Annotated in this window: 17 protein-coding genes; 9 read left to right on the forward strand and 8 right to left on the reverse strand. The window is 69.1% G+C overall.

All coding sequences use genetic code 11. The features are described 5' to 3' along the window. Positions 1 to 32: 32 nt before the first annotated feature. The 5 genes from OG579_RS18860 to OG579_RS18880 all read right to left on the reverse strand — a co-directional run bounded on the left by OG579_RS18860 (position 33) and on the right by OG579_RS18880 (position 4,738). Entirely contained in the window at positions 33 to 1,043 is a 1,011-nt protein-coding gene (locus tag OG579_RS18860; RefSeq protein ID WP_328857184.1) for an LLM class flavin-dependent oxidoreductase, read from the reverse strand. Between the two features lie 84 nt (positions 1,044 to 1,127). Further along, positions 1,128 to 1,799, reverse strand: coding sequence for a GOLPH3/VPS74 family protein (locus tag OG579_RS18865; RefSeq protein WP_328857185.1), 672 nt, complete (start codon positions 1,797 to 1,799; stop codon positions 1,128 to 1,130). A gap of 42 nt (positions 1,800 to 1,841) precedes the next feature. Then, positions 1,842 to 2,957 (reverse strand): flavin-containing monooxygenase, encoded by a 1,116-nt coding sequence (locus OG579_RS18870; protein WP_328857186.1) that lies wholly within the window; start codon positions 2,955 to 2,957, stop codon positions 1,842 to 1,844. A 10-nt stretch (positions 2,958 to 2,967) separates the two neighbouring features. Beyond that, on the reverse strand, positions 2,968 to 4,458 hold the full coding sequence (locus OG579_RS18875) for an HNH endonuclease signature motif containing protein (RefSeq protein WP_328857187.1): 1,491 nt from the start codon (positions 4,456 to 4,458) through the stop codon (positions 2,968 to 2,970). A gap of 103 nt (positions 4,459 to 4,561) precedes the next feature. Then, positions 4,562 to 4,738: a hypothetical protein gene (locus tag OG579_RS18880; protein ID WP_328857188.1), complete on the reverse strand. Its 177-nt coding sequence runs from the start codon at positions 4,736 to 4,738 to the stop codon at positions 4,562 to 4,564. 231 nt (positions 4,739 to 4,969) lie between these two features. Here OG579_RS18880 and OG579_RS18885 point away from each other — a divergent pair, with 231 nt between their 5' ends. Both OG579_RS18885 and OG579_RS18890 read left to right on the forward strand, forming a co-directional pair. Beyond that, on the forward strand, positions 4,970 to 5,344 hold the full coding sequence (locus OG579_RS18885; RefSeq protein WP_328857189.1) for a VOC family protein: 375 nt from the start codon (positions 4,970 to 4,972) through the stop codon (positions 5,342 to 5,344). An 87-nt stretch (positions 5,345 to 5,431) separates the two neighbouring features. After that, positions 5,432 to 6,163 carry an enoyl-CoA hydratase gene (locus OG579_RS18890; RefSeq protein WP_328857190.1) on the forward strand — a complete coding sequence of 244 codons (732 nt, stop codon included), beginning with the start codon at positions 5,432 to 5,434 and terminating at the stop codon, positions 6,161 to 6,163. Positions 6,164 to 6,166: 3 nt separating this feature from the next. On the opposite strand, the gene OG579_RS18895 is transcribed toward OG579_RS18890, so the two are convergent. After that, positions 6,167 to 6,553 carry a hypothetical protein gene (locus OG579_RS18895; protein ID WP_045824104.1) on the reverse strand — a complete coding sequence of 129 codons (387 nt, stop codon included), beginning with the start codon at positions 6,551 to 6,553 and terminating at the stop codon, positions 6,167 to 6,169. 225 nt (positions 6,554 to 6,778) lie between these two features. Between OG579_RS18895 and OG579_RS18900 the strand changes: the two genes are divergently transcribed. Both OG579_RS18900 and OG579_RS18905 read left to right on the forward strand, forming a co-directional pair. Then, positions 6,779 to 8,452 carry a purine-cytosine permease family protein gene (locus tag OG579_RS18900; protein WP_045824103.1) on the forward strand — a complete coding sequence of 558 codons (1,674 nt, stop codon included), beginning with the start codon at positions 6,779 to 6,781 and terminating at the stop codon, positions 8,450 to 8,452. A gap of 54 nt (positions 8,453 to 8,506) precedes the next feature. Next, positions 8,507 to 9,979: a carboxyl transferase domain-containing protein gene (locus OG579_RS18905; protein ID WP_328857191.1), complete on the forward strand. Its 1,473-nt coding sequence runs from the start codon at positions 8,507 to 8,509 to the stop codon at positions 9,977 to 9,979. A 27-nt stretch (positions 9,980 to 10,006) separates the two neighbouring features. Here the strand turns inward: OG579_RS18905 and OG579_RS18910 are convergent, their stop codons facing one another. Then, a complete protein-coding gene (locus OG579_RS18910) occupies positions 10,007 to 10,588 on the reverse strand; it encodes an LGFP repeat-containing protein (protein WP_328857192.1) in 582 nt (193 codons plus the stop codon). A 159-nt stretch (positions 10,589 to 10,747) separates the two neighbouring features. On the opposite strand from OG579_RS18910, the gene OG579_RS18915 reads away from it, so the two are divergent. The 4 genes from OG579_RS18915 to OG579_RS18930 all read left to right on the forward strand — a co-directional run bounded on the left by OG579_RS18915 (position 10,748) and on the right by OG579_RS18930 (position 15,903). Next, positions 10,748 to 11,953, forward strand: a complete 1,206-nt coding sequence (locus tag OG579_RS18915; protein ID WP_328857193.1) for a cytochrome P450 — start codon at positions 10,748 to 10,750, stop codon at positions 11,951 to 11,953. Further along, positions 11,950 to 12,144 carry a ferredoxin gene (locus OG579_RS18920; protein ID WP_328857194.1) on the forward strand — a complete coding sequence of 65 codons (195 nt, stop codon included), beginning with the start codon at positions 11,950 to 11,952 and terminating at the stop codon, positions 12,142 to 12,144. Before OG579_RS18915 ends, OG579_RS18920 begins: the two co-directional genes overlap by 4 nt. Positions 12,145 to 12,235: 91 nt before the next feature. After that, on the forward strand, positions 12,236 to 13,966 hold the full coding sequence (locus OG579_RS18925; protein WP_328857195.1) for an ABC transporter ATP-binding protein: 1,731 nt from the start codon (positions 12,236 to 12,238) through the stop codon (positions 13,964 to 13,966). Next, positions 13,963 to 15,903: an ABC transporter ATP-binding protein gene (locus tag OG579_RS18930; protein ID WP_328857196.1), complete on the forward strand. Its 1,941-nt coding sequence runs from the start codon at positions 13,963 to 13,965 to the stop codon at positions 15,901 to 15,903. Before OG579_RS18925 ends, OG579_RS18930 begins: the two co-directional genes overlap by 4 nt. Before the next feature lie 3 nt (positions 15,904 to 15,906). Here OG579_RS18930 and OG579_RS18935 read toward each other — a convergent pair whose 3' ends face one another. Next, positions 15,907 to 17,568, reverse strand: coding sequence for a YncE family protein (locus OG579_RS18935; protein WP_328857197.1), 1,662 nt, complete (start codon positions 17,566 to 17,568; stop codon positions 15,907 to 15,909). 271 nt (positions 17,569 to 17,839) lie between these two features. Between OG579_RS18935 and OG579_RS18940 the strand changes: the two genes are divergently transcribed. Next, positions 17,840 to 21,391 carry an ATP-binding protein gene (locus OG579_RS18940; protein WP_328857198.1) on the forward strand — a complete coding sequence of 1,184 codons (3,552 nt, stop codon included), beginning with the start codon at positions 17,840 to 17,842 and terminating at the stop codon, positions 21,389 to 21,391. The last annotated feature ends 18 nt before the right edge of the window (positions 21,392 to 21,409 follow it).

The following is a 21,409-nucleotide window of genomic DNA, read 5'->3' on the forward strand; positions in this document are numbered from 1 at the left end:
GATCCAGCGGTCAGGGCGGCGAGGTCGGGAGGTCAGGGGTGCGGCACCGAGAGGATGTCGCCGAGGTCGGCCAGTGCCGCCCCGATACCGCTCACGGCGCAGACGCCGACGGTGTTGAGCACGACCTCGTCGACGCCGGCCCGACCGAAGTCGAGCAGGGCCTCGTGCACCTCGTCGGCGTCGCCGAACACGAAAGCGCCTCCCTTTACGAGCTGTTCGGTGTCGGCCCGCTCGGTGCCGGAGATGGCGATCCCCGCGCGATCGAGCATGTCGCGGTAGTGCGGCGCGGCCATGTGGCGCCCGCTCGATGCGACGACGACGTCGTGTCGGTCACGGCCCGGGCGATCGAGGGCGACCGGAACCATCGCGACCACACGGGGGCGCGACGGTACGTCGGTCGCGGTGATCGGCGTGGACTCCGCGGTGCGCTGTGCGCGACCGGCCTCGAGCCCGGGGACGATCACCTCATCGAGGTAGCTCGGCGGGGTGAGCCAGGTGATGGCGGTGTCCGCGCTGCGCCCGGCGAGCTGCGCCATGGCCGGACGCAGGACGCCGAGTCCGACCTCGATGTCGGGCACCGGTTCCGCGGGAAGGGCTGTGTGACAGGAGAAGTACTCGCCCGTGGTGTCGACGGTCTCACCGTGCAGCAGGCGCGCGACGATGTCGACGTACTCACCGACCGCGCCGATCTGACTGCGATACGGCTCCCCGAGCAGGGCCCGTTGGAAGTCGCGGCCGCCGGGGCCGATACCTAGGCACACGGGGTGCTGCGTGGTTTTCGCCAACGATCGCGCCTGATGGGCGATGTCGAGCGGATGACGTAGCGGCATGAGCGTGACCCCGACGCCCACGGGAACCCGGAATCCTGCGCCCGCGGTTGCCGCGAACGTCCCGAAGGTGTCCATCGTGGCTCCATGGCCCTGCCACAACCGGGCGGCCTGGGTCCACTGGACCAGGGAGGAGAACGGGTGCACCTGTTCGGGTCGTCGTGGCACGAACGGCAGCAACACCGACAGTTCGGGTGGCGACGCGTAAGCGGACACGCCGATCAAAATAGCATTGTTAAGTAAAAGGTTCAGGGCAACGATCAGGCTGAACGGAAGGCCACCAGGTCATCGAGCATGTGTTCAGTTGGACGTGATTGCCGCCGTGGTCGCTGCGGTGGTGGCGGCCGTGAGCGCGACCATCACCGCCAGTTGGATCTGTTCTGTCGCCGATCGGACCGCGGATTGCGCCCAGGCGCCGGTGCGCGCCGCCTTGATCTGCTCCGGGTCGGCGCCGGGGAAGCGACGGGTGGCGATCTGGGCGGCGTCGAGTACCGCGATGAGGGCGCCGATCTCCGGCGTCATCGAGACACCGGGGGAGGTGATGGCGCGCTCGACCTCCGCGAACAGGTGGACCAGCGACGATCCGGCGACGGGCTTGTACCGATGCGTCGTGTAGAGCCACAGGTGTCGCCGGGTCAGGTGCTCCACGAGGCCGGCCTGTTCCGCCTCGACGAACACCTCGTCGCGTCGGCGATGGGCGATCGGGCAGAACGCGGTGATCAGTGCGCCGGCATCGCGGGGCTTCTCGCCGATCGTGGTGATGCAGGCGTCGAGTGCGGTGCTGCCGGTGGGGGAATCGTCGGTCACGACGACGCTGTCGTCGGAGATCGCGATCCGATCCCGGAGCGAGAGGTCGGCGAGGAACGCCCCGGCGATCGCCACGTCGGCGAAACCGGCCTGCGTCAGCGGCTCGCCGGTGGACGGATCGAGGGCCAGCAGGATGAATCGCTCGGCGACACCGTTCATGTCCATAGTCCGGCTAAGCATACGCGTGTTCGACCTCGAGGGCGTCGGTCACGTCCCGATCGTCTCGGCCACGACGCGCGCGGCCTCGCGACCGGCGCGATTGGCGCCGATGGTGGAGGCGGACGGGCCGTACCCGAGCAGTTGGACTCGCGGTTGCGCGGCGACCACCGTCGCCAGGCGGCCGGTCATGGTGATCCCACCGCCTGCGCTGCGCAGCCGCAACGGTGCGAGATGGTCGAGCGCACTGCGGAATCCGGTGTTGTAGAAGATGACGTCGACGTCGAGATGCGTTCCATCGGCGAAGTCGACGCCGGTGTCGGTGATGCGGGTGAACATCGGCCGCCACGCGAGGATCCCGTCGGCCTGGGCCGCGGCGATCGCGGGGGTGCGCCGGAGGCCGGTCACCGACACCACCGATGTCGGTGGCAGTCCAGCGCGCACCCGCCGTTCCACCCGGGCGACGGCTTCGCGGCCCTGCTCGGGGGTGAAGGGGCCGTCGGCGAACACCGGCTCGGTACGAGAGCACCAGAAGGTCTCCACATCGGTTGCGGTACGGGCGATCTCGATGAGGAGTTGGATGGCCGAGATCCCCGCGCCGACCACGAGCACGCGCAGTCCGTCGAACGTGTGCGGCCCGGTGTAGTCGTGGGTGTGCAGGGTGCGGCCGGTGAAGCGTTCGGCGCCGGGGATGTGCGGCACGAAGGGGCGATCCCACGTGCCGGTCGCGTTGATCACGGTCGCGGCCTCGAGCGTGGTCTCCCGCGTCCCGGGGCCGGCACCGGACGTCACCGTGAACCGGGGGTCGTCGGGGTCGCGTCCGGGTGCGAGGCGCACCGCGCTCACATGGACCGGTCGGCGGACGGGGAGGTCGAATCGTCGTTCGTAGCGCCCGAAGTAGTCGGCGACGGCTGTCGACGCTGGCCACTCGTCGCAGTCGACGCCGAGGGCCTCGGCGAGGCCGTATCCGGGGAGGTCGTGGACGTGGTTCGCGCCGGCGAGGGTGAGTGTGGGCCACCGGAACTGCCACGCCCCGCCCGACGACGGCGCGTGGTCGAGGATGGCGAACCGGCCGTCCAGGCCACGGCGTTGCAGGAAGTAGCCCGCCGAGAGTCCGGCCTGGCCGCCACCGATCACGACGCAGTCGAGCTGCTCGTCGGTGGACACGACGAGAACTCTACTCAGCGAGTACGGCCTGCCGGTGGACACGGGGGAGCCTGATGCTCTCGGTGATGAGGAACTGCAACCGTCGTTGAACCGTCTCCGAAACGGGGTCCGGTGGCACGTGGTCGGCGACGATCTGCGCGGGTCGGTGCAGGTGGTTGGCGCGTGGTGGGCCGGTGCTGCCGTTGGGTATCCAGCCGTAGCGTCCGCGGTCGGGCCCGGAGTCGATCTTGACGGTCGTGAACTGGCCCGGGCCGTCGCCGACAGCGCGGTTGTGGGGTCCACACGCGGGGGCGAGGTCGGTGACGTCGGTGACACCGCCATCGGCCCAGTCGTTTTCGGCATGGTGGATCTCCGCGTGTGCGAAGGGTGCCGGACATCCCGCCTTGCCGCATCCGCCGTATTGGGAGAACAGGACGAATCGCTGGGCCTGGGTCGCCAACCGCTTGGCGCGACCGTAGAACAGCGGTTCACCGGTGGCGTCCTCGAACACCGACAGGTGCATCTGTGCTGTGGCGGCCATCGCGACGACGTCCGTCATGGGAAGGTCGGCGCCGGTGGCGGTGTGGGCGATCCCCGCGTGCTCTCGCAGCTGCGTGTCGGTGATGGACACGATGATGTGGGGCGGCAGACCTCGATGGGAGCTGCCGAGAAGCCCGCCGTCGACGGCTGCCTGCAGCAGCGCCTTCAGTGCGTCGTGATTGCGCTGGGACTGCGAGCGGTGGTCGCGATCGGCGGCCTCGCGCAGGAGGGCGGGGTCGATGCCGTCGTCGTCGTTGCCGCCGTGCGGTGAGTGCTCGTCGTCGGGTTTGTTCATGCCCGGCGCGGCCCACGCTGCGAGGACGACGTCGAACAGTGCTCGTGTCACCGGGTCGAGATGTCCGGTGAGCTTCGACATCAGCAGGGAGTCCTGGGTGCCGATACCCACGCCGCGGTTGCGGGCGCGATCGCGGTCCGACGGTAGGTCGCCGTCGGGGTCGAGATGGGCGAGGATGCGGGCGCCGGCGCGGGCGATCTCGCGCGGACCGAAGTCGCGGGCGATGTCGGCGAGCTGCGCCTCGGCGTCCTCGCGCATGACCGAAGGTGTTGCGGCAGGCACCTTGTCGAGGACGTCGAGCACTGCGATGACGTGCTCATGGGAAAGATCGCCGTCGGCCATGGCGGCCGCGGTCTCGGGGCAGCGCGGGGGCAACGGTTCGCCGGTCATCGACAGCATCGACGACAGTTCGGCGACCTCGCGCAGTCTCTTCCTGGGAGCTGCGACCCGCAGACGTTCGCCGACGAACTCGATCAGGGTGCGGCACTGCACCGTTCGGTAGGCCTCGCGACCGGACACGTCGGCGATTCGCCGAAGTCCGGTGGACCCCATGGTGTGCGTGAGTCGTTGGTGGGTGATCGCGATCTCTGCGATCTCCGACTCCGTCAACGCGTCGGTGGACTCGTCGGCGATCTCGCCCAGGAGTGATTCCAGCGCAGCATATTTGGCGATCAGAGTGTTCCCCACCGCGCAGCTTCCCCCCGGATGCATCGACTGCCACGAGTCTAGTTCAGGAGTACGACATTCGCAAGTGTGTTCGAGCGCGAATTCCCCTGCGCGACCTGCCGGCTCACTCGATACGGAAGGTCCCGACCATCCGATACTGCGAGTCCATCAGGTCGTGCGACACGGCCCGGTCGAGGGGTAGTTGGGCGGCCGCACCGGCCCAGTACCGCAGGATGCGTCCCACCTCCGCGGCGGCATCGCCATCGAGGGCGTCGAGATCCACGTCGAGAATCAGTCGCATGTCCGGCAGCCTAAGCCGCGTTCGCTCATCCCGGTGGAGTGTCATCGTTTCCCGTGCTAATTTCCCGGGATGACATCCGGGATGGCATCGCGCCGTACACGGGAAGGCTTCCCGGACACGCAGTGAATCGGTACGGGCGACCGCGCGCCCGTACCGCTGTCTCTCCTCGTTCGCCACCGGTCGGCGGAAACTCCTCGCCCACCCCATCGGCACTCAGATCGCAAAAGAGACATGACCGCACGGTTCAACCACACCATCATCGCCGCGAACGATCCCGAGACATCTGCCCGGTTCTACCGGGATGTCATGGAAGCAGACGACGCACCCCATTGGGGGCCCTTCATCAACCTGACTCTCGACGGGGGAGTGCTGCTGCAGTTCGCAGCACCGCCCAGCGACTTCTCGCCGCAGCACTATGCGTTCCTGGTGAGCGACGACCACTTCGATCGAGCACTCGACTATCTGCGACATCACGAACTCGACTACTGGGCCGACCCGCAACGGCAATCACTCCACAGCACGAACACCGAGCACGGCGGACGAGGCGTCTACTTCCTGGATCCCGCCGGCCACTACCTCGAACTCACGACGCAGCCATACGTCTGACCCGGCGACGACGATGGCTCACGGCGACGCCGTACCCCGTCTCGGGTGACGGCCGCGGGGGACACGCCTCGCGATACGCTGACGACCATGATCGGGAGCACGTCGAACGGGTCCGTCACCACCATCGAGTTGCAGCGATCGGACAAGCGCAACGCGCTCGATCACGCCATGGTGGACGACTTGGTGGCCGCGGTCGACTCCGCTGTCGAGGCCGGTGCACGCGCCATCGTCCTCACCGGCGAGGGTCGGGTGTTCTGCGCCGGGGCCGACCTGTCGGGTCCGGTCTACGACCCCGAGTTCCTGACCAAGCTGGTGTCGGCCCTGCAGCGGATCGAAGCGGTGCCGGTGCCGGTGATCGCGGCGCTGAACGGTAGCGCGCTCGGCGCCGGCCTGCAGCTGGCGATGGTCGCCGATCTGCGGGTGATGGCGCCCGACGCACTGTGCGGGATACCGGCGGCCAAGATCGGTGTCGCGGTCGACGAGTGGACGATTCGTCGCCTCATCTCGCTGGTTGGATCGGGCACCGCGCGCGGGATGCTCATCGGATGTGACCCGCTCACCGCCGAGCACGCCCTGTCGGTGGGTTTCGCCAATCGCATCGGCGATCTGGCGATGGCGCAGGAGTGGGCGGCGAGCATCGCCGAACTCGCGCCGCTCACGCTCGCCCACTACAAGCTGGTGTTCGCCGGCGACGGCGCCCGCGACGAGGTGCCGACCGATCGAGCGGCCGCGATGATGCGCGCCTGGGAGAGCGAGGATCTCGCCGAGGGGCGGGCCGCACGAACCGAGAACCGCAGCCCTCGGTTCACCGGGCGCTGAGCACTACGTCAGGCGCTTGACCGACGATCCCGGTCGGTAGACGAGTCGCTTCACCGATGCCGGCGGCGGCGCGATGCCGGGACCGCCCGCGCGCATCCAGTCGCCCACCTCGGCCATCGCCGACGCGGTCAACACCTTCTGCAGCCAGACCGGGCGCCCGCCCTTCACCCGACCGGCCCGTGAGGGCGACACCACGATGACGTTCGATCGCGCGCAGTCGTCGAGGCAATCGCTGGTGCGCACCCGCGCGGCGTCGCTCGCCGACGCGCGCAGGGCGTCGAGATGCTCGTCGTGGTCGATGTCGGGGTGTTTGCGCGCGGTGCCACAGCAGCAACCACGACACACGGTGGCCGTCGGCAGGGTGGTGGCGGACTTCTTGCCGGACAGCATGGGCTCCGATGTTCGGGGGACCTGCGCGGCCCGGTGATCCCGACGAGCCTACGACATTTGCGATGACTTGCCTTACGCTACCCGGCTTTCATGCGCAAGGCTAAGGGGTGCGAGTTTTCGTGCTCGAAACGTGCTGGAACCGTTCGGGATACACGTCGCCTCTAGCGTCGCGATATTGCCCGCCAGGGGGTGGACATCACTGCGACGCGCGATCGAGGAGAACGCATGACCCAGGAAGTAGTGGAGCCGAATCCGGCTCTCACCGGACCGCAGGCCGCGGCGACACGAGAGACGCTGGAGGACTACACCCTTCGGTTCGCGCCACGGAGCTACCGCAAATGGGGGCCGGGTGTCGTCTCGATCTCGGCGCTCGGCGGCATCGCCTATCTGGCCGACTTCGCGATCGGCGCGAACATCGGTATCGCCAACGGCACCGGTAATGCGTTGTGGGGCATCCTGTTCTTCGCCGTCGTCATCGTACTGACCGGCTACCCGTTGGCCTACTACGCCGCGCGCTACAACATCGACCTCGACCTCATCACCCGCGGTAGCGGTTTCGGCTACTACGGCTCGGTGCTGACCAACGTCATCTTCGCGTCGTTCACCTTCATCTTCTTCGCCCTCGAGGGCTCGATCATGGCCCAGGGTCTCAAGCTCGGCCTCGGGATCCCCCTGTGGCTGGGCTATCTCGTGTCGTCGGTGCTGGTGATCCCACTGGTCATCTACGGCATGAACACCCTGGCCAAGCTGCAGGTGTGGACCACCCCGCTGTGGCTGGTCATGATGGTGCTCCCGTTCCTCTACCTGCTCATCAGCCACCCGAGCGCCGTCGGCGACTTCCTTTCCTACAGCGGTGGTATCGACGCCAAGGGTGGTCAGGGGGTGTCGTTCGCCGGCACCATGCTCGCCGCGGGCGTCTGCCTGTCGCTCATCGCCCAGATCGCCGAGCAGATCGACTACCTGCGCTTCATGCCGCCCAAGACCCCCGAGAACAACCGCCGCTGGTGGGCCGCGGTCCTCACCGCCGGTCCGGGCTGGGTGTTCTTCGGCGCGATCAAGCAGGTCGTCGGCCTGTTCCTCGCGGTGTACCTCATCCTCAACTTCGCCGACCAGGCCGGCGTGGCCAACCAGCCCGTCGAGCAGTTCCTCGCCATCTACGAGGACTTCATGCCGCACTGGCTGGCGCTCACCCTCGCGGTGATCCTCGTGGTCATCAGCCAGATCAAGATCAACGTCACCAACGCCTACTCCGGTTCGCTGGCGTGGACCAACAGCTTCACCCGCGTCACCAAGACCTACCCGGGTCGACTGGTGTTCCTGGTGTTCAACGTCGCCATCGCCATCGTGCTGATGGAGGCCGACATGTTCAGCTTCCTCAACAACCTGCTGAACTTCTACGCCAACTGCGGTATCGCGTGGATCGCCACCGTCGCCTCCGACATCGCGATCAACAAGTTCCTGCTGAAGCTCTCGCCCAAGCAGCCCGAGTTCCGTCGCGGGATGCTCTACAGCGTGAACCCGGTCGGGTTCGGCAGTGTCGTGATCGCCGGCGGGCTGTCGATCATGACCTACTTCCACGTGTTCGGCGACGCCATCCAGCCGTACTCGCCGATCGTCGCCCTGGTCCTCGCGGTGGTGCTGCCGCCGATCTTCGCCGTCGCGACGAAGGGCAAGTACTACCTGCGTCGCACCGACGACGGGATCGACCTGCCGATGCTCGACGAGAACGGCAACCCGTCCGACGCCCGCCTGATGTGCTGCGTCACCGGCATCGAGTTCGAGCGGCCCGACATGATCGCCTCGGCCAAGCCCGGCCCGAACGGCGAGAAGCAGTACATCTCGTCGCTGGCGCTGTCGTGTGACAAGACCGGCGAACACGTTCTGCCCGAACAGAAGTAGATCGGACCGGGCTTTTCGCCCGGGCGCTGCGGGGAGCATTGACATAATCGGTCGATGACTCCCCGCAGTGCTGCGCAGGTCCTCGCCGTCGTCGTCGACGAGGACACGTGGGTGTCGTGGGACGCTCCGTCCGTCGACGAGACCGACGATCCGCGGTACGCGGCCGATCTCGCCCGGGCGCGTGAGACGAGCGGGGTCGACGAATCCCTGCTCACCGGTACGGGACTCGTGCGGGGTCACCGTGTCGCCGTCGTGGTCAGCGAATTCGGCTTCCTCGCCGGGTCGATTGGCCGCGCCGCCGGCCGCCGTATGGTCGCCGCCGTTCGCCGCGCCACGGCCGAGGGGCTGCCACTGCTGGCGCTGCCCGCCTCGGGAGGGACCCGCATGCAGGAGGGGACCCCGGCGTTCCTGCAGATGGTGGCCATCGCCGCGGCCGTGGTCGACCACAAGGCGGCCCGACTGCCCTACCTCGTCCATCTGCGACACCCCACCACCGGCGGCGTGTTCGCCTCCTGGGGATCGCTCGGGCACGTCACCCTCGCCGAACCCGACGCACTCATCGGGTTCCTCGGGCCGCGGGTGTACGAGGGTCTGACCGGTGAACCGTTTCCCGAGAGCGTCCAGCGCGCCGAGAACCTGCGTGCCCACGGTCTCGTCGACATCGTGGCGCCGGTCGCCGACCTGCCGCGGTACGTCGACGCGCTGCTGCGCATCCACCGATCCCGGACCGTCACGGCCCGATCCGCGGACGCCCCTGTCGCAGCGCCCGCGGCGCCCGACGCCTGGGACGCCGTCCTCGCCTCACGCCACCCGAACCGGCCCGGCGTGCGGGATCTGCTGCGGCACATCGCGACCGACGTCGTCGCGCTGAGCGGCACCGGCGAGGGGGAGAGCGACCGCGGACTGCTGCTGGCGATGGCGCGGATCGGTGGTCGGGGAGTGGTGGTGATCGGTCAGGACCGTCGGCTGCAGCGGCCCGGATCGCTGTTGGGCCCCGCGGCGCTCCGGGTCGCCCGGCGGGGCATGGCCCTGGCCGCCGACCTCGACCTGCCGCTGGTGACTGTTGTCGACACCCCGGGGGCCGACCTGTCCCGCGACTCCGAGGAGGGCGGACTGGCCGGTGAGATCGCTCGCTGCCTGGCCGATCTCATCGCGCTGCCGGTGGCCACGGTGTCGGTGGTGCTCGGTCAGGGCGCGGGTGGCGCCGCGTTGGCGCTGTATCCCGCCGACCGGGTGATCGCCGCCGGCAGCGGCTGGCTCTCGCCGCTACCGCCCGAGGGGGCCAGTGTCATCGTTCACCGCGACACCGACCACGCGCCAAAACTGGCACGTGCGCAGTCGATCTCGGCGGCAGATCTGCTGGCCCACGGCTTCGTCGACGTCGTCGTGGCCGAGGCCACCGATCCCGCGGACGACCCGATCGCGTTCTGTCGCGACATCGGCGACGCCGTCGCCACGGCGCTGGCCGAACTCGCGGAGGTGGACCCGGCGCGGCGAACCGACGCACGGATGCGCCGGTTCGCCTGAGCCGCAATCGGGCTCACGGGGTGGGGATCAGGGGAAGAACAGCGTTCCGCCGTTGAAGTCCTGCGCCCAGCCCCGACCGTTGCGGTACTCGTCGCTCACCGGGAAGCCGAAGAAGCCGGTCGATCCACCTTTCGCGGACCAGCGCGCGAGGATGCCGCCCCACACCGTGCGGGTCCCGCCGGCCGAGGAGTAGTAGACGTTGCCGCCCTGAAAGTTCTGGCGCTTCCCGCGACCGGGGACGTCGATCTCGTTCGTGAGAGGCCAGCCGAGCACGCCGCGCTCGTAACGCAACGACGCCCACTTGCCGCGGATCGCGCCACCCACGAAGTGTGCGGTGCCGCCGGCGACGTTCGCCTTCCAGTAGAACGAGACGTTCTTCTCGAATGTCTGGAACCGCCCACCCTGGAGCGCAGGGGACTCCGCGATCAACGGGTTGCCCCACTTGTCGGGTCCGCCGGTGGCCGTGTAGGCCTCCTCGATCTTCCCGCCCACGGTGTACTCGCCGTAGACGTCGTCGGCGCTCGCCACTCCGGCGAGCTGCGTCGACGCCAGCGTCAGCACGGTCACGGCCGCGACGGTCAGTGCCGTCACTCGTTCTCTGATGCGCATGGATGTCACTTTCTGCTTCATGAGGTCACCGACCCGGGTCGATTGTTCCCTCATGGCAACGGTTCGCACCAACCCTCGACGTCGGATGGTGACGTGATCGACGCGTTCCCGCCGCCGTTTCCGATATGGTTGGTGAGTACACGTAATTAGGGAGGCTAGATGTCTGACGTGATCCCGGATTATCCGATGACCCGGACCTGTCCGTTCGACCCACCCGCCGAGCAGACCGAGAACGGCCCGGTCTCGAAGGTGCGGATCGAGACCGGCGCCACCGCATGGCTGGTCACCGGATACGACGAGCAGCGCGAGGCCCTCGTCGACCCGCGCCTGAGCTCCGACTTCCGCAGGCCCGGCTATCCCGCGCGGGTGCTGGCACGGCGGACGCGGTCGTTCATCTCGATGGACAACCCCGAACATCAGCAGCAGCGACGGATGCTGATCAAGCACTTCACCGTCAAGCGGATCGCGTCGATGCGTCCGGCCATCGAGGGGTTGGTCGACACGTTGCTCGCGCAGATGCTGACCAAGGACGGCCACGCCGATCTCGTCGCCGACTTCGCCCTGCCGCTGCCATCGCTGGTCATTTGCGACCTCCTCGGCGTGCCCTACGCCGATCACGACTTCTTCCAGCGGTGCAGCAGCGTGCAGCTCACCCTGAGCGCGCCCATCGCCGAGCGTGAGGCCGCCCGCGACGATCTCGCCGACTATCTGCGGGACCTGGTCGACAAGGCCGTGGAGAACCCCGGCGACGACCTCATCGGCGACCTCGTGGTGAACCAGGTGCGTCCCGGTCACCTCACGACCGCCGAGGTCGCCGACATGTGCAGCCTGCTGCTCATCGCCGGACACGAGACGACCGCGAACATGATCGCCCTGGGAACGCTGGCGCTGCTGCGTCATCCTGACCAGCTCGCCGAGCTCCGCGCGAGTGACGACCCCGCGCTGATGACCTCCGCGGTCGAGGAGCTCCTGCGTTATCTGACGATCGTGCACCAGGGCCTGCGGCGCGTGGCCACCGACGACATCGAGATCGCCGGCACCACCATCGCGGCCGGGGAGGGCGTCATCATCTCCGCCGACGCCGGCAACCGCGCCGAGGATGCCTTCGACGGCGATCCCGACACCCTCGACATCCACCGAGCCGCACGACACCACGTCGCGTTCGGTTTCGGGGTCCACCAGTGCCTGGGTCAGGCGCTGGCCCGCCTGGAACTCGAGATCGCCTACCGCGCCCTCGTGACGCGTGTCCCCGGTCTCGCCGTGGCCGCCGAGCTCGACGACATCGACTTCAAGGACGACATGTTCGTCTACGGCGTCCGGTCGCTCCCCATCACCTTCGACACCCCGACCGTCGAGGCGTCATGAGCATCGAGATCGACCGCGACGCCTGCGTGGGCGCAGGCCAGTGCGTGCTCGCGGCACCGGATGTGTTCGACCAGACCGACGACGAGGGGATCTCCTACGTCCTCCCCGACGCACCCGTCACGGAGCGGACATCTCAGATCGCCGACGCCGTCGACCGCTGTCCCGCGAGGGCCATCTCGACGACCGTGTGACGCACTTTCGGCTGACGCGCGCGCGGTCGGACGTTGATAGCCTCAGCCGGGTGAATGGCCCTCGCTGTCAGATGTCCGGATCGTCGCGCCGATGCTGATCCGGCTGCTGCGTACCTATCTCGCGACCTACCGTCGAGAACTGCTCGCCGTGGTGGTGCTGCAGCTCGTCGCCACCATCGCGATGCTCTACCTGCCGACGCTCAACGCCGACATCATCGACTCCGGTGTCGCACGCGGCGACACCGACTACATCGTCGACATCGGCATGTGGATGCTCGGCATCTCGCTGGTGCAGGTGCTGTGCAGCATCGCCTCGAGCTATTTCGGTGCGCGTGCGTCGCTCGGTGCGGGCCGCGACATCCGCCGCGACCTCATGGGGCGGGTCAGCACGTTCTCGGCGCGGGAGGTCGGCCAGTTCGGCGCGCCGTCGCTGATCACCCGCACCACCAACGACGTCCAGCAGGTGCAGATGCTCGCGGTGATGGCGTGCACGATCCTCGTCACCGCGCCGATCATGTGCATCGGCGGCATCGTCCTGGGCCTCCACGTCGGCAGCTCGCTGGCCTGGGTGCTCGTCGTCGCCGTCCCCGTCCTCGGCGGCAGCATGGCGCTCATCATCGCCCGCATGATCCCCGGGTTCCGGGCCATGCAGAGCCGCATCGACACCGTCAACCGAGTTCTGCGCGAACAGATCACCGGTATCCGCGTGGTGCGTGCGTTCGTGCGCGAGCCCTACGAGCGCGAGCGGTTCGACCGCGCCAACGACGACCTCACCGACTCGGCGCTGCGCGTGGGTCGCCTCATGGCGCTGATGTTCCCCGTCGTCATGCTCATCACCAACGTCACGATGGTGGCCATCGTGTGGTTCGGCGGCTACAAGATCGCCGACGGGACCGTCGAGATCGGTTCGCTCACCGCGATGATCAGCTACGTCATGCAGATCATGATGGCGGTGATGATGGCGTCGTTCCTCGCGATGATGGCCCCGCGCGCCACGGTCTGCGCCGAACGCATCTCCGAGGTCCTCGACACCGAGACCTCGGTGTCACCGCCGGCGAAGCCCGCGCCGTTCGTCGCCGACCCCGGCACCGTCGAGTTCCGCGGTGCCGAGTTCCGCTATCCCGGCGCAGATGCGCCTGTGCTGTGCGACATCTCGTTCACCGCCACCCCCGGCACCACCACCGCCGTGGTGGGCTCCACCGGCTCGGGCAAGACCACCCTGCTGGGTCTCATCCCGAGGCTGGTCGACGTGACCGGCGGCGCGGTGTCGGTCGGCGGGACCGACGTGCGGACGCTCGACCCCGAGGAGTTGCGCCGCGTCATCGGGTTGGTGCCGCAGAAGCCCTACCTGTTCTCCGGCACCATCGCAACCAACATGCGCTACGGACGGCCCGACGCCACCGACGACGAGATCTGGGAGGCGTTGACCGTCGCCCAGGCCGCGGACTTCGTGCGGGACATGCCCGATGGGCTCGACACCGCCGTCGCGCAGGGCGGGACGACGGTCTCCGGCGGGCAACGACAACGCCTCGCTATCGCCCGGGCCCTCATCCGGCGACCCAACATCTACCTCTTCGACGACTCGTTCTCCGCGCTCGATCTCGCCACCGACGCCCGCCTGCGCGCGGCGCTGCGGCCGGCGACCACCGAGGCGTACGTCATCATCGTCGCCCAACGCATCTCGACGATCATCGACGCCGATCAGATCGTCGTCCTCGAGCACGGTCGGGTGGTCGGCGTGGGCCGACACCACGACCTCGTCGACACCTGCCCCACCTACACCGAGATCGTCGAATCGCAGATGGCGGTGGACGCCCGATGACGCGCCCCGGTGGCGGCGGCCCCGGCATCCCGATGGGCGGGGTGCCGGGGGAGAAGGCGCGCTCGTTCAAGCCGTCGGTGAAACGCCTCGGCGGCAGGCTCGCGACCCGGCGGCTGTCGCTGGTGGTGATCTTCGCGGCCGCGGTCGGATCGGTGGTCCTCACCGCGCTGTCGCCGCGGATCCTCGGCCACGCGACGGACATCATCTTCTCGGGCGTGATCGGGAAGTCGTTGCCCGACGGTGTCTCCAAGGCCCAGGCCGTGGCGGGTCTGCGCGAGCGCGGCGACGGAACCTTCGCCGACATGGTGTCGTCGATGAACGTCACGCCGGGCACCGGAGTCGACTTCGGTGCGCTCGGGTCGACGCTCACGCTCGTGCTGGTGCTCTACGTCGCCTCGGCGCTGCTGGCGTGGTTGATGAGCCTGCTGCTCAACGTCACCGTGCAGTCGACGGTGCGCGAACTGCGCACCGAGGTCGAGGACAAGATCCACCGACTGCCGCTGCGCTACTTCGACACCACCCCGCGCGGGGAGCTGCTCAGTCGCGTCACCAACGACATCGACAACGTCTCGCAGTCGTTGCAGCAGACCATCTCCCAGCTGCTGAACTCGCTGCTGATGGTCATCGCGATCCTGGTGATGATGCTCATCATCTCGCCGCTGCTGTCGCTGATCGCGATCATCACCGTGCCGCTGGCGGTGCTCGCGACCGCGATGGTCGCCAAGCGGTCGAAGCCCCACTTCCTGGCGCAGTGGAAGAGCACCGGCGCGCTCAACGCGCAGGTCGAGGAGGCCTTCACCGGCCACGAGGTCATCAAGGTGTTCGGGCGCGCCCAGGAGGTCGCCGACCGCTTCGACGAGCGCAACGAATCGCTCTACGCGTCGAGCTGGCGGGCACAGTTCATCTCCGGGATCATCATGCCCACCATCATGTTCCTGGGGAACCTCAACTACGTGGCGATCGCGGTGGTCGGCGGTCTGCGGGTGGCGTCGGGAAGCCTGAGTCTCGGTGAGGTGCAGGCGTTCATCCAGTACTCCCGCCAGTTCACCCAGCCGCTCACCCAGATCGGGTCGATGTTCAACCTGATGCAGAGCGGTGTCGCCTCGGCCGAGCGCATCTTCGACATCCTCGACGCCGAGGTCGAGGACGCCGACCCGGAGTCACCGAAGGTCCCCGTCGGGGATGCCGGAGAGGTGACGGTGGACGACGTGTCGTTCAGCTACCGCGACGACGCCCCGCTCATCGAGGCCCTGTCGCTGACGGCGCGGCCGGGTCACATGGTCGCCATCGTCGGCCCGACCGGCGCCGGCAAGACCACGGTGGTGAACCTGCTCATGCGGTTCTACGACGTGGATTCGGGCACCATCTCGCTCGACGGGGTCGAGACGCGCGACATGACGCGAGCGGACCTGCGGGAGCGAACGGGCATGGTGCTGCAGGATTCCTGGCTGTTCGGCGGCACGATCCGCGAGAACATCGCCTACGGCGACCCCGATGCCGACGACGCCGCGGTGATGGCCGCCGCACGGGCAGGCCACGTCGACCACTTCGTGTCGATCCTCCCCGACGGCTACGACACCGTGATCGACGAGGAGGGTGGCGGTGTCAGCGCCGGCGAGAAACAGCTCATCACCATCGCGCGGGCGTTCCTCGCCCAACCGCGACTGCTGATCCTCGACGAGGCCACCAGCTCGGTCGACACCCGCACCGAGCTGCTCATCCAGAAGGCGATGCAGGCGTTGCGTGCCGACCGCACGAGTTTCGTCATCGCGCACCGACTCTCGACGGTCCGCGACGCCGACACCATCCTCGTGATGGAGGGCGGCAAGATCGTCGAGCAGGGCTCGCACGACGAGCTCATCGATGCCCGCGGCGCCTACTTCCGGCTCTACAACAGCCAGTTCGCCGGGACGGTCACCGCCGACACCGACGGCTGAGGCTCAGGCCGTGACGGGCGGGGCGGCGCAGAGGGAGATGACGGCGGTGCCCGCGGTGCGCAGGCCGTCGTCGACGAGCACGCGGAACTCGTCGTTCTCCACGAACGGCAGATCCGAGGTGTAGACGAAGCTGCCGTCGGCCTCGATGCGGACCGAGCCGTGGCGCGGACCACCGGCGACGGTGTAGACCCGCCCGATGCCGTCGTCGGGGCCCACGATCGCGCCCGGCACCGACCGGGTGAGCACGGTGACGGCGTCGGCGGTCGCCGCGTAGACGCGGGTGCCGTCGGGACTGCACACGAGGTGGCGGGGGAACTCGCCGGCGGGTGCCGCGGCGACCACCGTTCCGGTGCGCAGATCGACCGCCGAGACGGCGTCGCCGAATGATGTTGCGACGTAGACGATGTGCCCGTCGGGTGCGGCGGCGACGCCGGTGTGGAAGCCCCCGAGATCGATGGCCGACTGGACGATGAGGGTGCGGGTGTCGACGGTGAGGAGGGTGCGCGCGCTCGCCGAGATGAGATGCAGCCGTGTGTCGTTCGCGCCGAGGGTCATGTCGAGGACGAAGCCGTCGGCACGGATCGCGCCGACCCTGCGCGGTGCGCCCGTCGCCGCGTCGTGCAGCGCGAGGACATGGACGACGGCGTCGGGGCCCGATTCGTCGAGCACGTAGACGCGCCGGTCGTCGGCACTGGTCAGCAGGGAGCGGATCCGGCCCAGTCCGTCGACGCGCCCGAGCTCGCGGCCGGACACATCGAGGATGCGCAGGGATCCGTCGGCGCCGGCGACGATGAGCGTCGCGTCGGGAGCCATCGCGATCACCACCGGGGACGCGACGCGGATGGCTCCGGTCACCGTCGCCGAGGCGGTGTCGACGACGGCGATCGTGTCGTCATCGGTGAGGGCGACGAACAGGCGCGTGCCGGTCGGGTCGACACACAGCGCCGCCGGGACGCCCGCGAGATCGACCACCGCGATGACGCTCGATGAGGCGGTATCGATCACCGTCAGGGTCGATGCTTCCGAGCTGATGACGTACAGGCGGGTGCCGGTGGCGTCGAGGGCCGTGGTCCGCGGGGTCGCGCCCAGGTCGATCGACGCGCTGCCGGTCGCGTTCGCGGTGAACTGTACCGGCGTGCGCGTGGGGTCCGCGGACACGATCGGGGTGATCGCGAGGGTGTGACGTCGGCCCGCGTCGTCGGACACGACGACGCGGAAGCGGTCGGCGATCGGGCCGGCCGTGCGGCTCATGCGGTGCACCGCCGTTCCCGGCAGGTAGTCGAAGGATCCATCGGCGCGCACGGTCACCCGACCGTGCTGCGGTGCCGATTCCAGGATGTGACGACAGGTGGTGTCGCCGGCGTCCGTCCGTCCGGTCTCGACGACCGAGGCGCGACCGAGGATCCGTCGGACGCCGGTGTCGCCGACGGGTGATGTCGGGGTGTGGAACACGCGTCGCCGCAGTGAGGTCTTCCACCGCGGTGTCGCCGGTACGGGTGCGGTCGGGACGGCCGGGACTCCGGGATGGAGCCGCGGCGCGACGGGGTCGAGGTGGGTCGGCAGATGTGCCGGACCGCCACGGGCTCGCGGCGCGGTCGCCGTCGGCCCGTCGATCCCGCTCTCGTCCCGTGCACCGTCGAGCGACGCGACCCGTCTCTGGATCACGCCCGTCTCGATCGGACCGTTCTCGTCCACCCCGTGCATGTCGCGCCCCCGCTGGTTCGTATCAGATGTTCATCGTCTCGACCTCGCGCGTTGCCTTCCCCGCCGCCACGAGATCACCTGTGTGATGCCGACACCCATAGTGCTCCCGAAGCGCGAAAAAAGTGCAAAAACCGCAGTTCACAGATGGTTGAGTCGCGATTTGCGGACGTGGATCGGGCCGGGCGCTCGCCTCGGCACGGTCGGCGTCGGGACATCGGCATATCGTCGTCGGATGGACACCGGGGCTCCGATCACGATTCGCCTGATCGGCGTCGTGTCGGTCGGGGTCGTGTCGGCGGTCCAGAGCGAACGCGTCGTCGATCCGCGCGTGGTCGGTGGACCGCGGTGTGTCGAGATCCTGGCCTACCTCGCCCTGCACCGTCAGCGTGAGGTGAGCACCACCGAACTGGCCGACCTCATCTGGCCCGACGGGCGGCCCCGATCGTGGACCTCGGCACTGCGGGGACTCATCTCGAAGGTCCGCGACGCGGTCGAGGCCGCCGGCATCGCGGGCGAGTGCGTGCGGTCGCGCGGCGGCAACGTCCGGCTGCTGCTCCCCGACACCGCCACCGTCGACCTCGAGACGGCGCGGGCGAACTGTCGGCCGGCGGTCCCCGACGCCCGGGGCGAGATCGATCACCGGGCGGTGGCCGAACGAGCGCGTGCGGCGTTGGCGCTGTTGTCCGACGAGGCGCTCGTCGGTGTGACGGGGGACTGGGCCGACCCGATTCGCGCCGAATGCGTGACCCTGCGGTTGCGCGCCCTCGACCTCGACGCCGGATCCTCGCTGGAAACAGGCGAATACGAGCAGGCCGTGGCATCAGCCGAGGCGCTGCTCGCCGCCGATCCCCTGCGCGAGGTCGGCTACCGGATGGCCATGCGTGCCTACGCCGCGCTCGGCGACCGCGCCCAGGCCCTGTCGGTGGCGGCACGGTGTCGTCGGGTGCTCGCCGACACCCTCGGCGTCAGCCCCTCCGCCGACACCGACGCCGTGTTCACGGGCCTCCTGCGTGACGACGCGGCGACCCACATCTCGGCGGCTGTCGACGTCGCTGACGAGCCGGTGCCCGTCGGCTGGTCGACCTATCCGTGGCTGCACATCGTCGGTCGCGGCGAGCAGCTGCGTGAACTCGACACCGCGATCGAGGCCGCCGTCGGTGGGCACGGGCGGTTCGTGGTGGTGTCCGGCGAGAGCGGCACGGGCAAGACGACGGTGGTGACCGAGGCCGCGCGCCGGGCGCGTGCGGCCGGTGTCGAGGTCGTCGTCGGCCGGTGCAGCGAGAACGCCGCCACCCCGTACGAACCCTTCGTCGAGGCGGTCACCCACGAGATCGACCGCCGCGACACCGCCGACACCCGCGCGTGGCTGACCCGCCACGGCGCCGACATCCTGCGGCTGACGCCCCGTGCGGCGCGACGATTCGGAGACCTCGCGCCGGCGTCGGTGTCCGACGACAGGCCGCTGGTGATGGAGGCGGTGGCGACGTGGCTCACCGGTGATCCCGGCACGATCACGATGTTGGTCATCGACGACCTGCAGTGGGCGTCGGCGGCGACGTTGGCGGTGCTGCGCTACGTCGTCGGGGCGTCCGCGCAGTCGAATCTGTGCGTGGTGGCCACGGTCCGTGACGATTTCGCCCCGCACCCCGAACTCCTCGCAACGATGCACGCCGCCGAGTCCGCGGGCCGCCTGCACCGCATCCCGCTCGGACTGCTCACCCCGACCGACGTGAAGGAACTCGTCGAGCTCGCGGGTTTCGACATCGACGCCGACGCGTTGCACCAGCGCTCCAACGGGTTGCCCATGTTCATCGCATCGCTGATGGCCGCGCACTGGCGGATGCCCGAGGAGGCCCTGCCCTCCTCGGTCGCCGATGCCGTCGCCCAGCTCGAACGACGCCTGTCCGACGCCACCGTCGGGTTGCTGCACCTGTGCGCGGTGATCGGGATGTCGGTGTCGCGCAGCGTGCTCCGGCAGGCCGCCCGCTCGTTCGATCCCGACGCCTTCGACGACGACACCCGGTTCGCCGAGGCGATCGACGAGTTGATGCTGCGGCGCTTCCTGCTGTCCGACGACGACTCCGACGACGCCATGCGACTGCGACACCCGCTCGTGCGGGAGACGCTGTACGCGACCACCGCCGGCGCGGTCCGCGCCCGCATGCACTCGTCGGTGGCGCGCGCACTCGAGACGATCGGTGCGTCGGTCGACACCGACGATTTCGTGCGGCTGGCCTATCACTTCAGTCGCGCACTCGACGCCGATCGGCCTGCCGCGGCGATGTATTCGCGCCGCGCAGGGGAGAGCGCCCATCGCGTCGCCGCCTACGAGGACGCGATCGAGTACTTCGGCGACGCGCTGGAGCGGATGGTCCCGCGGGGCGACTCGGTGGCCCGCTGTGAAGTGCTGATCGCCCGGGGTCGGTCGATGCGACGAATCCGCGATCCGCAGGCCCGCCCGACCCTGTTCGAGGCGGCGGCGATGGCGCGTCGCCTCGGTGAACTCGACCTGCAGATCGCCGCGACGCTGGCGAATGCGCTCGAGGGCATCCTGTTCGTCCAGATCCAGGGCATCGACCACGAGCGGGTCGACAGTCTCGGTGAGGCGCTCGCGGCGCAGGAGGCCGCCGGTGTCGCCGACGACGCCGACACGGCTCGTCTGCTGTCGCAGTTGGTGATCGAGCTCGGGTGGGAGAACGACTGGGAGGCGCGCCGCGGATTCGCGTTGCGCGCGTTGGCCGCCGCCCGCGCCACCGGTGCCCGCCACGCACTCGCCGCGGTCATGCTCTCGGTGCTGATCGGTCTGCGGGTGCCCGAATGCGCCGATCTGCGTGAGCTGGCGCGGACCGAGCTGTCGGACCTGATGTCGCTCGCGACCCGTCGTGTCCGCGACCCCGCGGTGGCGATCTGGTCGTCACGCGCGGAGGTCGAGCACGGCGATCCCGATGTCGCGCTGCGGATCCTGGACCGGATCACCGAGGCCCAGACATCACGCAACCCGGAGCTGGCGGCGCTGGTGCAGTACGGGCTCGTCGGCATCGACGTCACCGTCGGCCGTCTCGCGCAGGCCGAGGAACGGATCGCGATGCTCAACGCCTTGCCCACCGCGCCCGGCGATCACGGCAAGTGGGGGCGGCTGCAACTGTCGCTGCTGGCGGTGAACTCCCTGCGGGGTGATTTCTCCGTACAGGTCGCCGAACGCGACACGTTCGCCGAGCTCGCGCGCGTCGTGCCGATGTTCCGACCGATCCTGGCACTCGCCCTCGACGACATCGGACACACCGACGTCGAGGGTGCGGCGGCCCTGCGGGCCGAGGCCGTCGAGGTGATGGACTACTACACCGTCGAACGCGTCGCCGAGATCCCGACGTCGGTGCTGTCGTCGCTGTACCTCGCGGCGCTCGCCCGCGCCGCGGCGGTGACGCACAATCTCGAGGCGTGCCGTGCGGTGTACGCGCGACTGCTGCCGTTCGCCGATCAGACGGTCATGGTGTGGGCGGCGGTGTTCGGTGTGGTGCACCACCATCTGGCGCACCTCGCCGTCACCCTCGGCGACCACACATGTGCGGCCGTGCATCTCGCCGACGCCCGTCGCGAGCATCGACGTCGCGGCTACGTGGCGTGGGAGATCGAGACCGAGCACCTTGCCCTGATGCTCGCGGCCGAGACCGGCGCCGGCGTCGAGCCGGGGGAGCTGCAGGCGGTGTCGGCGCGCGCCGAACGCATCGGTGCGACCGCGATCGTGCGTCGTGTCGCCCTGCTCGCCGACGCGCTCGGCGTCTGACGATCGAGCACGCGTCCG

It is taken from the genome of Williamsia herbipolensis (assembly GCF_036153515.1).
In the GTDB taxonomy this organism is placed as follows: Bacteria; Actinomycetota; Actinomycetes; order Mycobacteriales; family Mycobacteriaceae; genus Williamsia_A; species Williamsia_A herbipolensis.

What these genes read in the sequence shown, in the direction of transcription:
- OG579_RS18865 (WP_328857185.1), bottom strand. Translation starts at nt 1,799, where the DNA reads ATGGACATGAACGGTGTCGCCGAGCGATTCATCCTGCTGGCCCTCGAT.
- OG579_RS18880 (WP_328857188.1), bottom strand. Translation starts at nt 4,738, where the DNA reads ATGCGACTGATTCTCGACGTGGATCTCGACGCCCTCGATGGCGATGCC.
- OG579_RS18885 (WP_328857189.1), top strand. Translation starts at nt 4,970, where the DNA reads ATGACCGCACGGTTCAACCACACCATCATCGCCGCGAACGATCCCGAG.
- OG579_RS18890 (WP_328857190.1), top strand. Translation starts at nt 5,432, where the DNA reads ATGATCGGGAGCACGTCGAACGGGTCCGTCACCACCATCGAGTTGCAG.
- OG579_RS18895 (WP_045824104.1), bottom strand. Translation starts at nt 6,553, where the DNA reads ATGCTGTCCGGCAAGAAGTCCGCCACCACCCTGCCGACGGCCACCGTG.
- OG579_RS18900 (WP_045824103.1), top strand. Translation starts at nt 6,779, where the DNA reads ATGACCCAGGAAGTAGTGGAGCCGAATCCGGCTCTCACCGGACCGCAG.
- OG579_RS18905 (WP_328857191.1), top strand. Translation starts at nt 8,507, where the DNA reads ATGACTCCCCGCAGTGCTGCGCAGGTCCTCGCCGTCGTCGTCGACGAG.
- OG579_RS18910 (WP_328857192.1), bottom strand. Translation starts at nt 10,588, where the DNA reads ATGCGCATCAGAGAACGAGTGACGGCACTGACCGTCGCGGCCGTGACC.
- OG579_RS18915 (WP_328857193.1), top strand. Translation starts at nt 10,748, where the DNA reads ATGTCTGACGTGATCCCGGATTATCCGATGACCCGGACCTGTCCGTTC.
- OG579_RS18920 (WP_328857194.1), top strand. Translation starts at nt 11,950, where the DNA reads ATGAGCATCGAGATCGACCGCGACGCCTGCGTGGGCGCAGGCCAGTGC.
- OG579_RS18925 (WP_328857195.1), top strand. Translation starts at nt 12,236, where the DNA reads ATGCTGATCCGGCTGCTGCGTACCTATCTCGCGACCTACCGTCGAGAA.
- OG579_RS18930 (WP_328857196.1), top strand. Translation starts at nt 13,963, where the DNA reads ATGACGCGCCCCGGTGGCGGCGGCCCCGGCATCCCGATGGGCGGGGTG.
- OG579_RS18940 (WP_328857198.1), top strand. Translation starts at nt 17,840, where the DNA reads ATGGACACCGGGGCTCCGATCACGATTCGCCTGATCGGCGTCGTGTCG.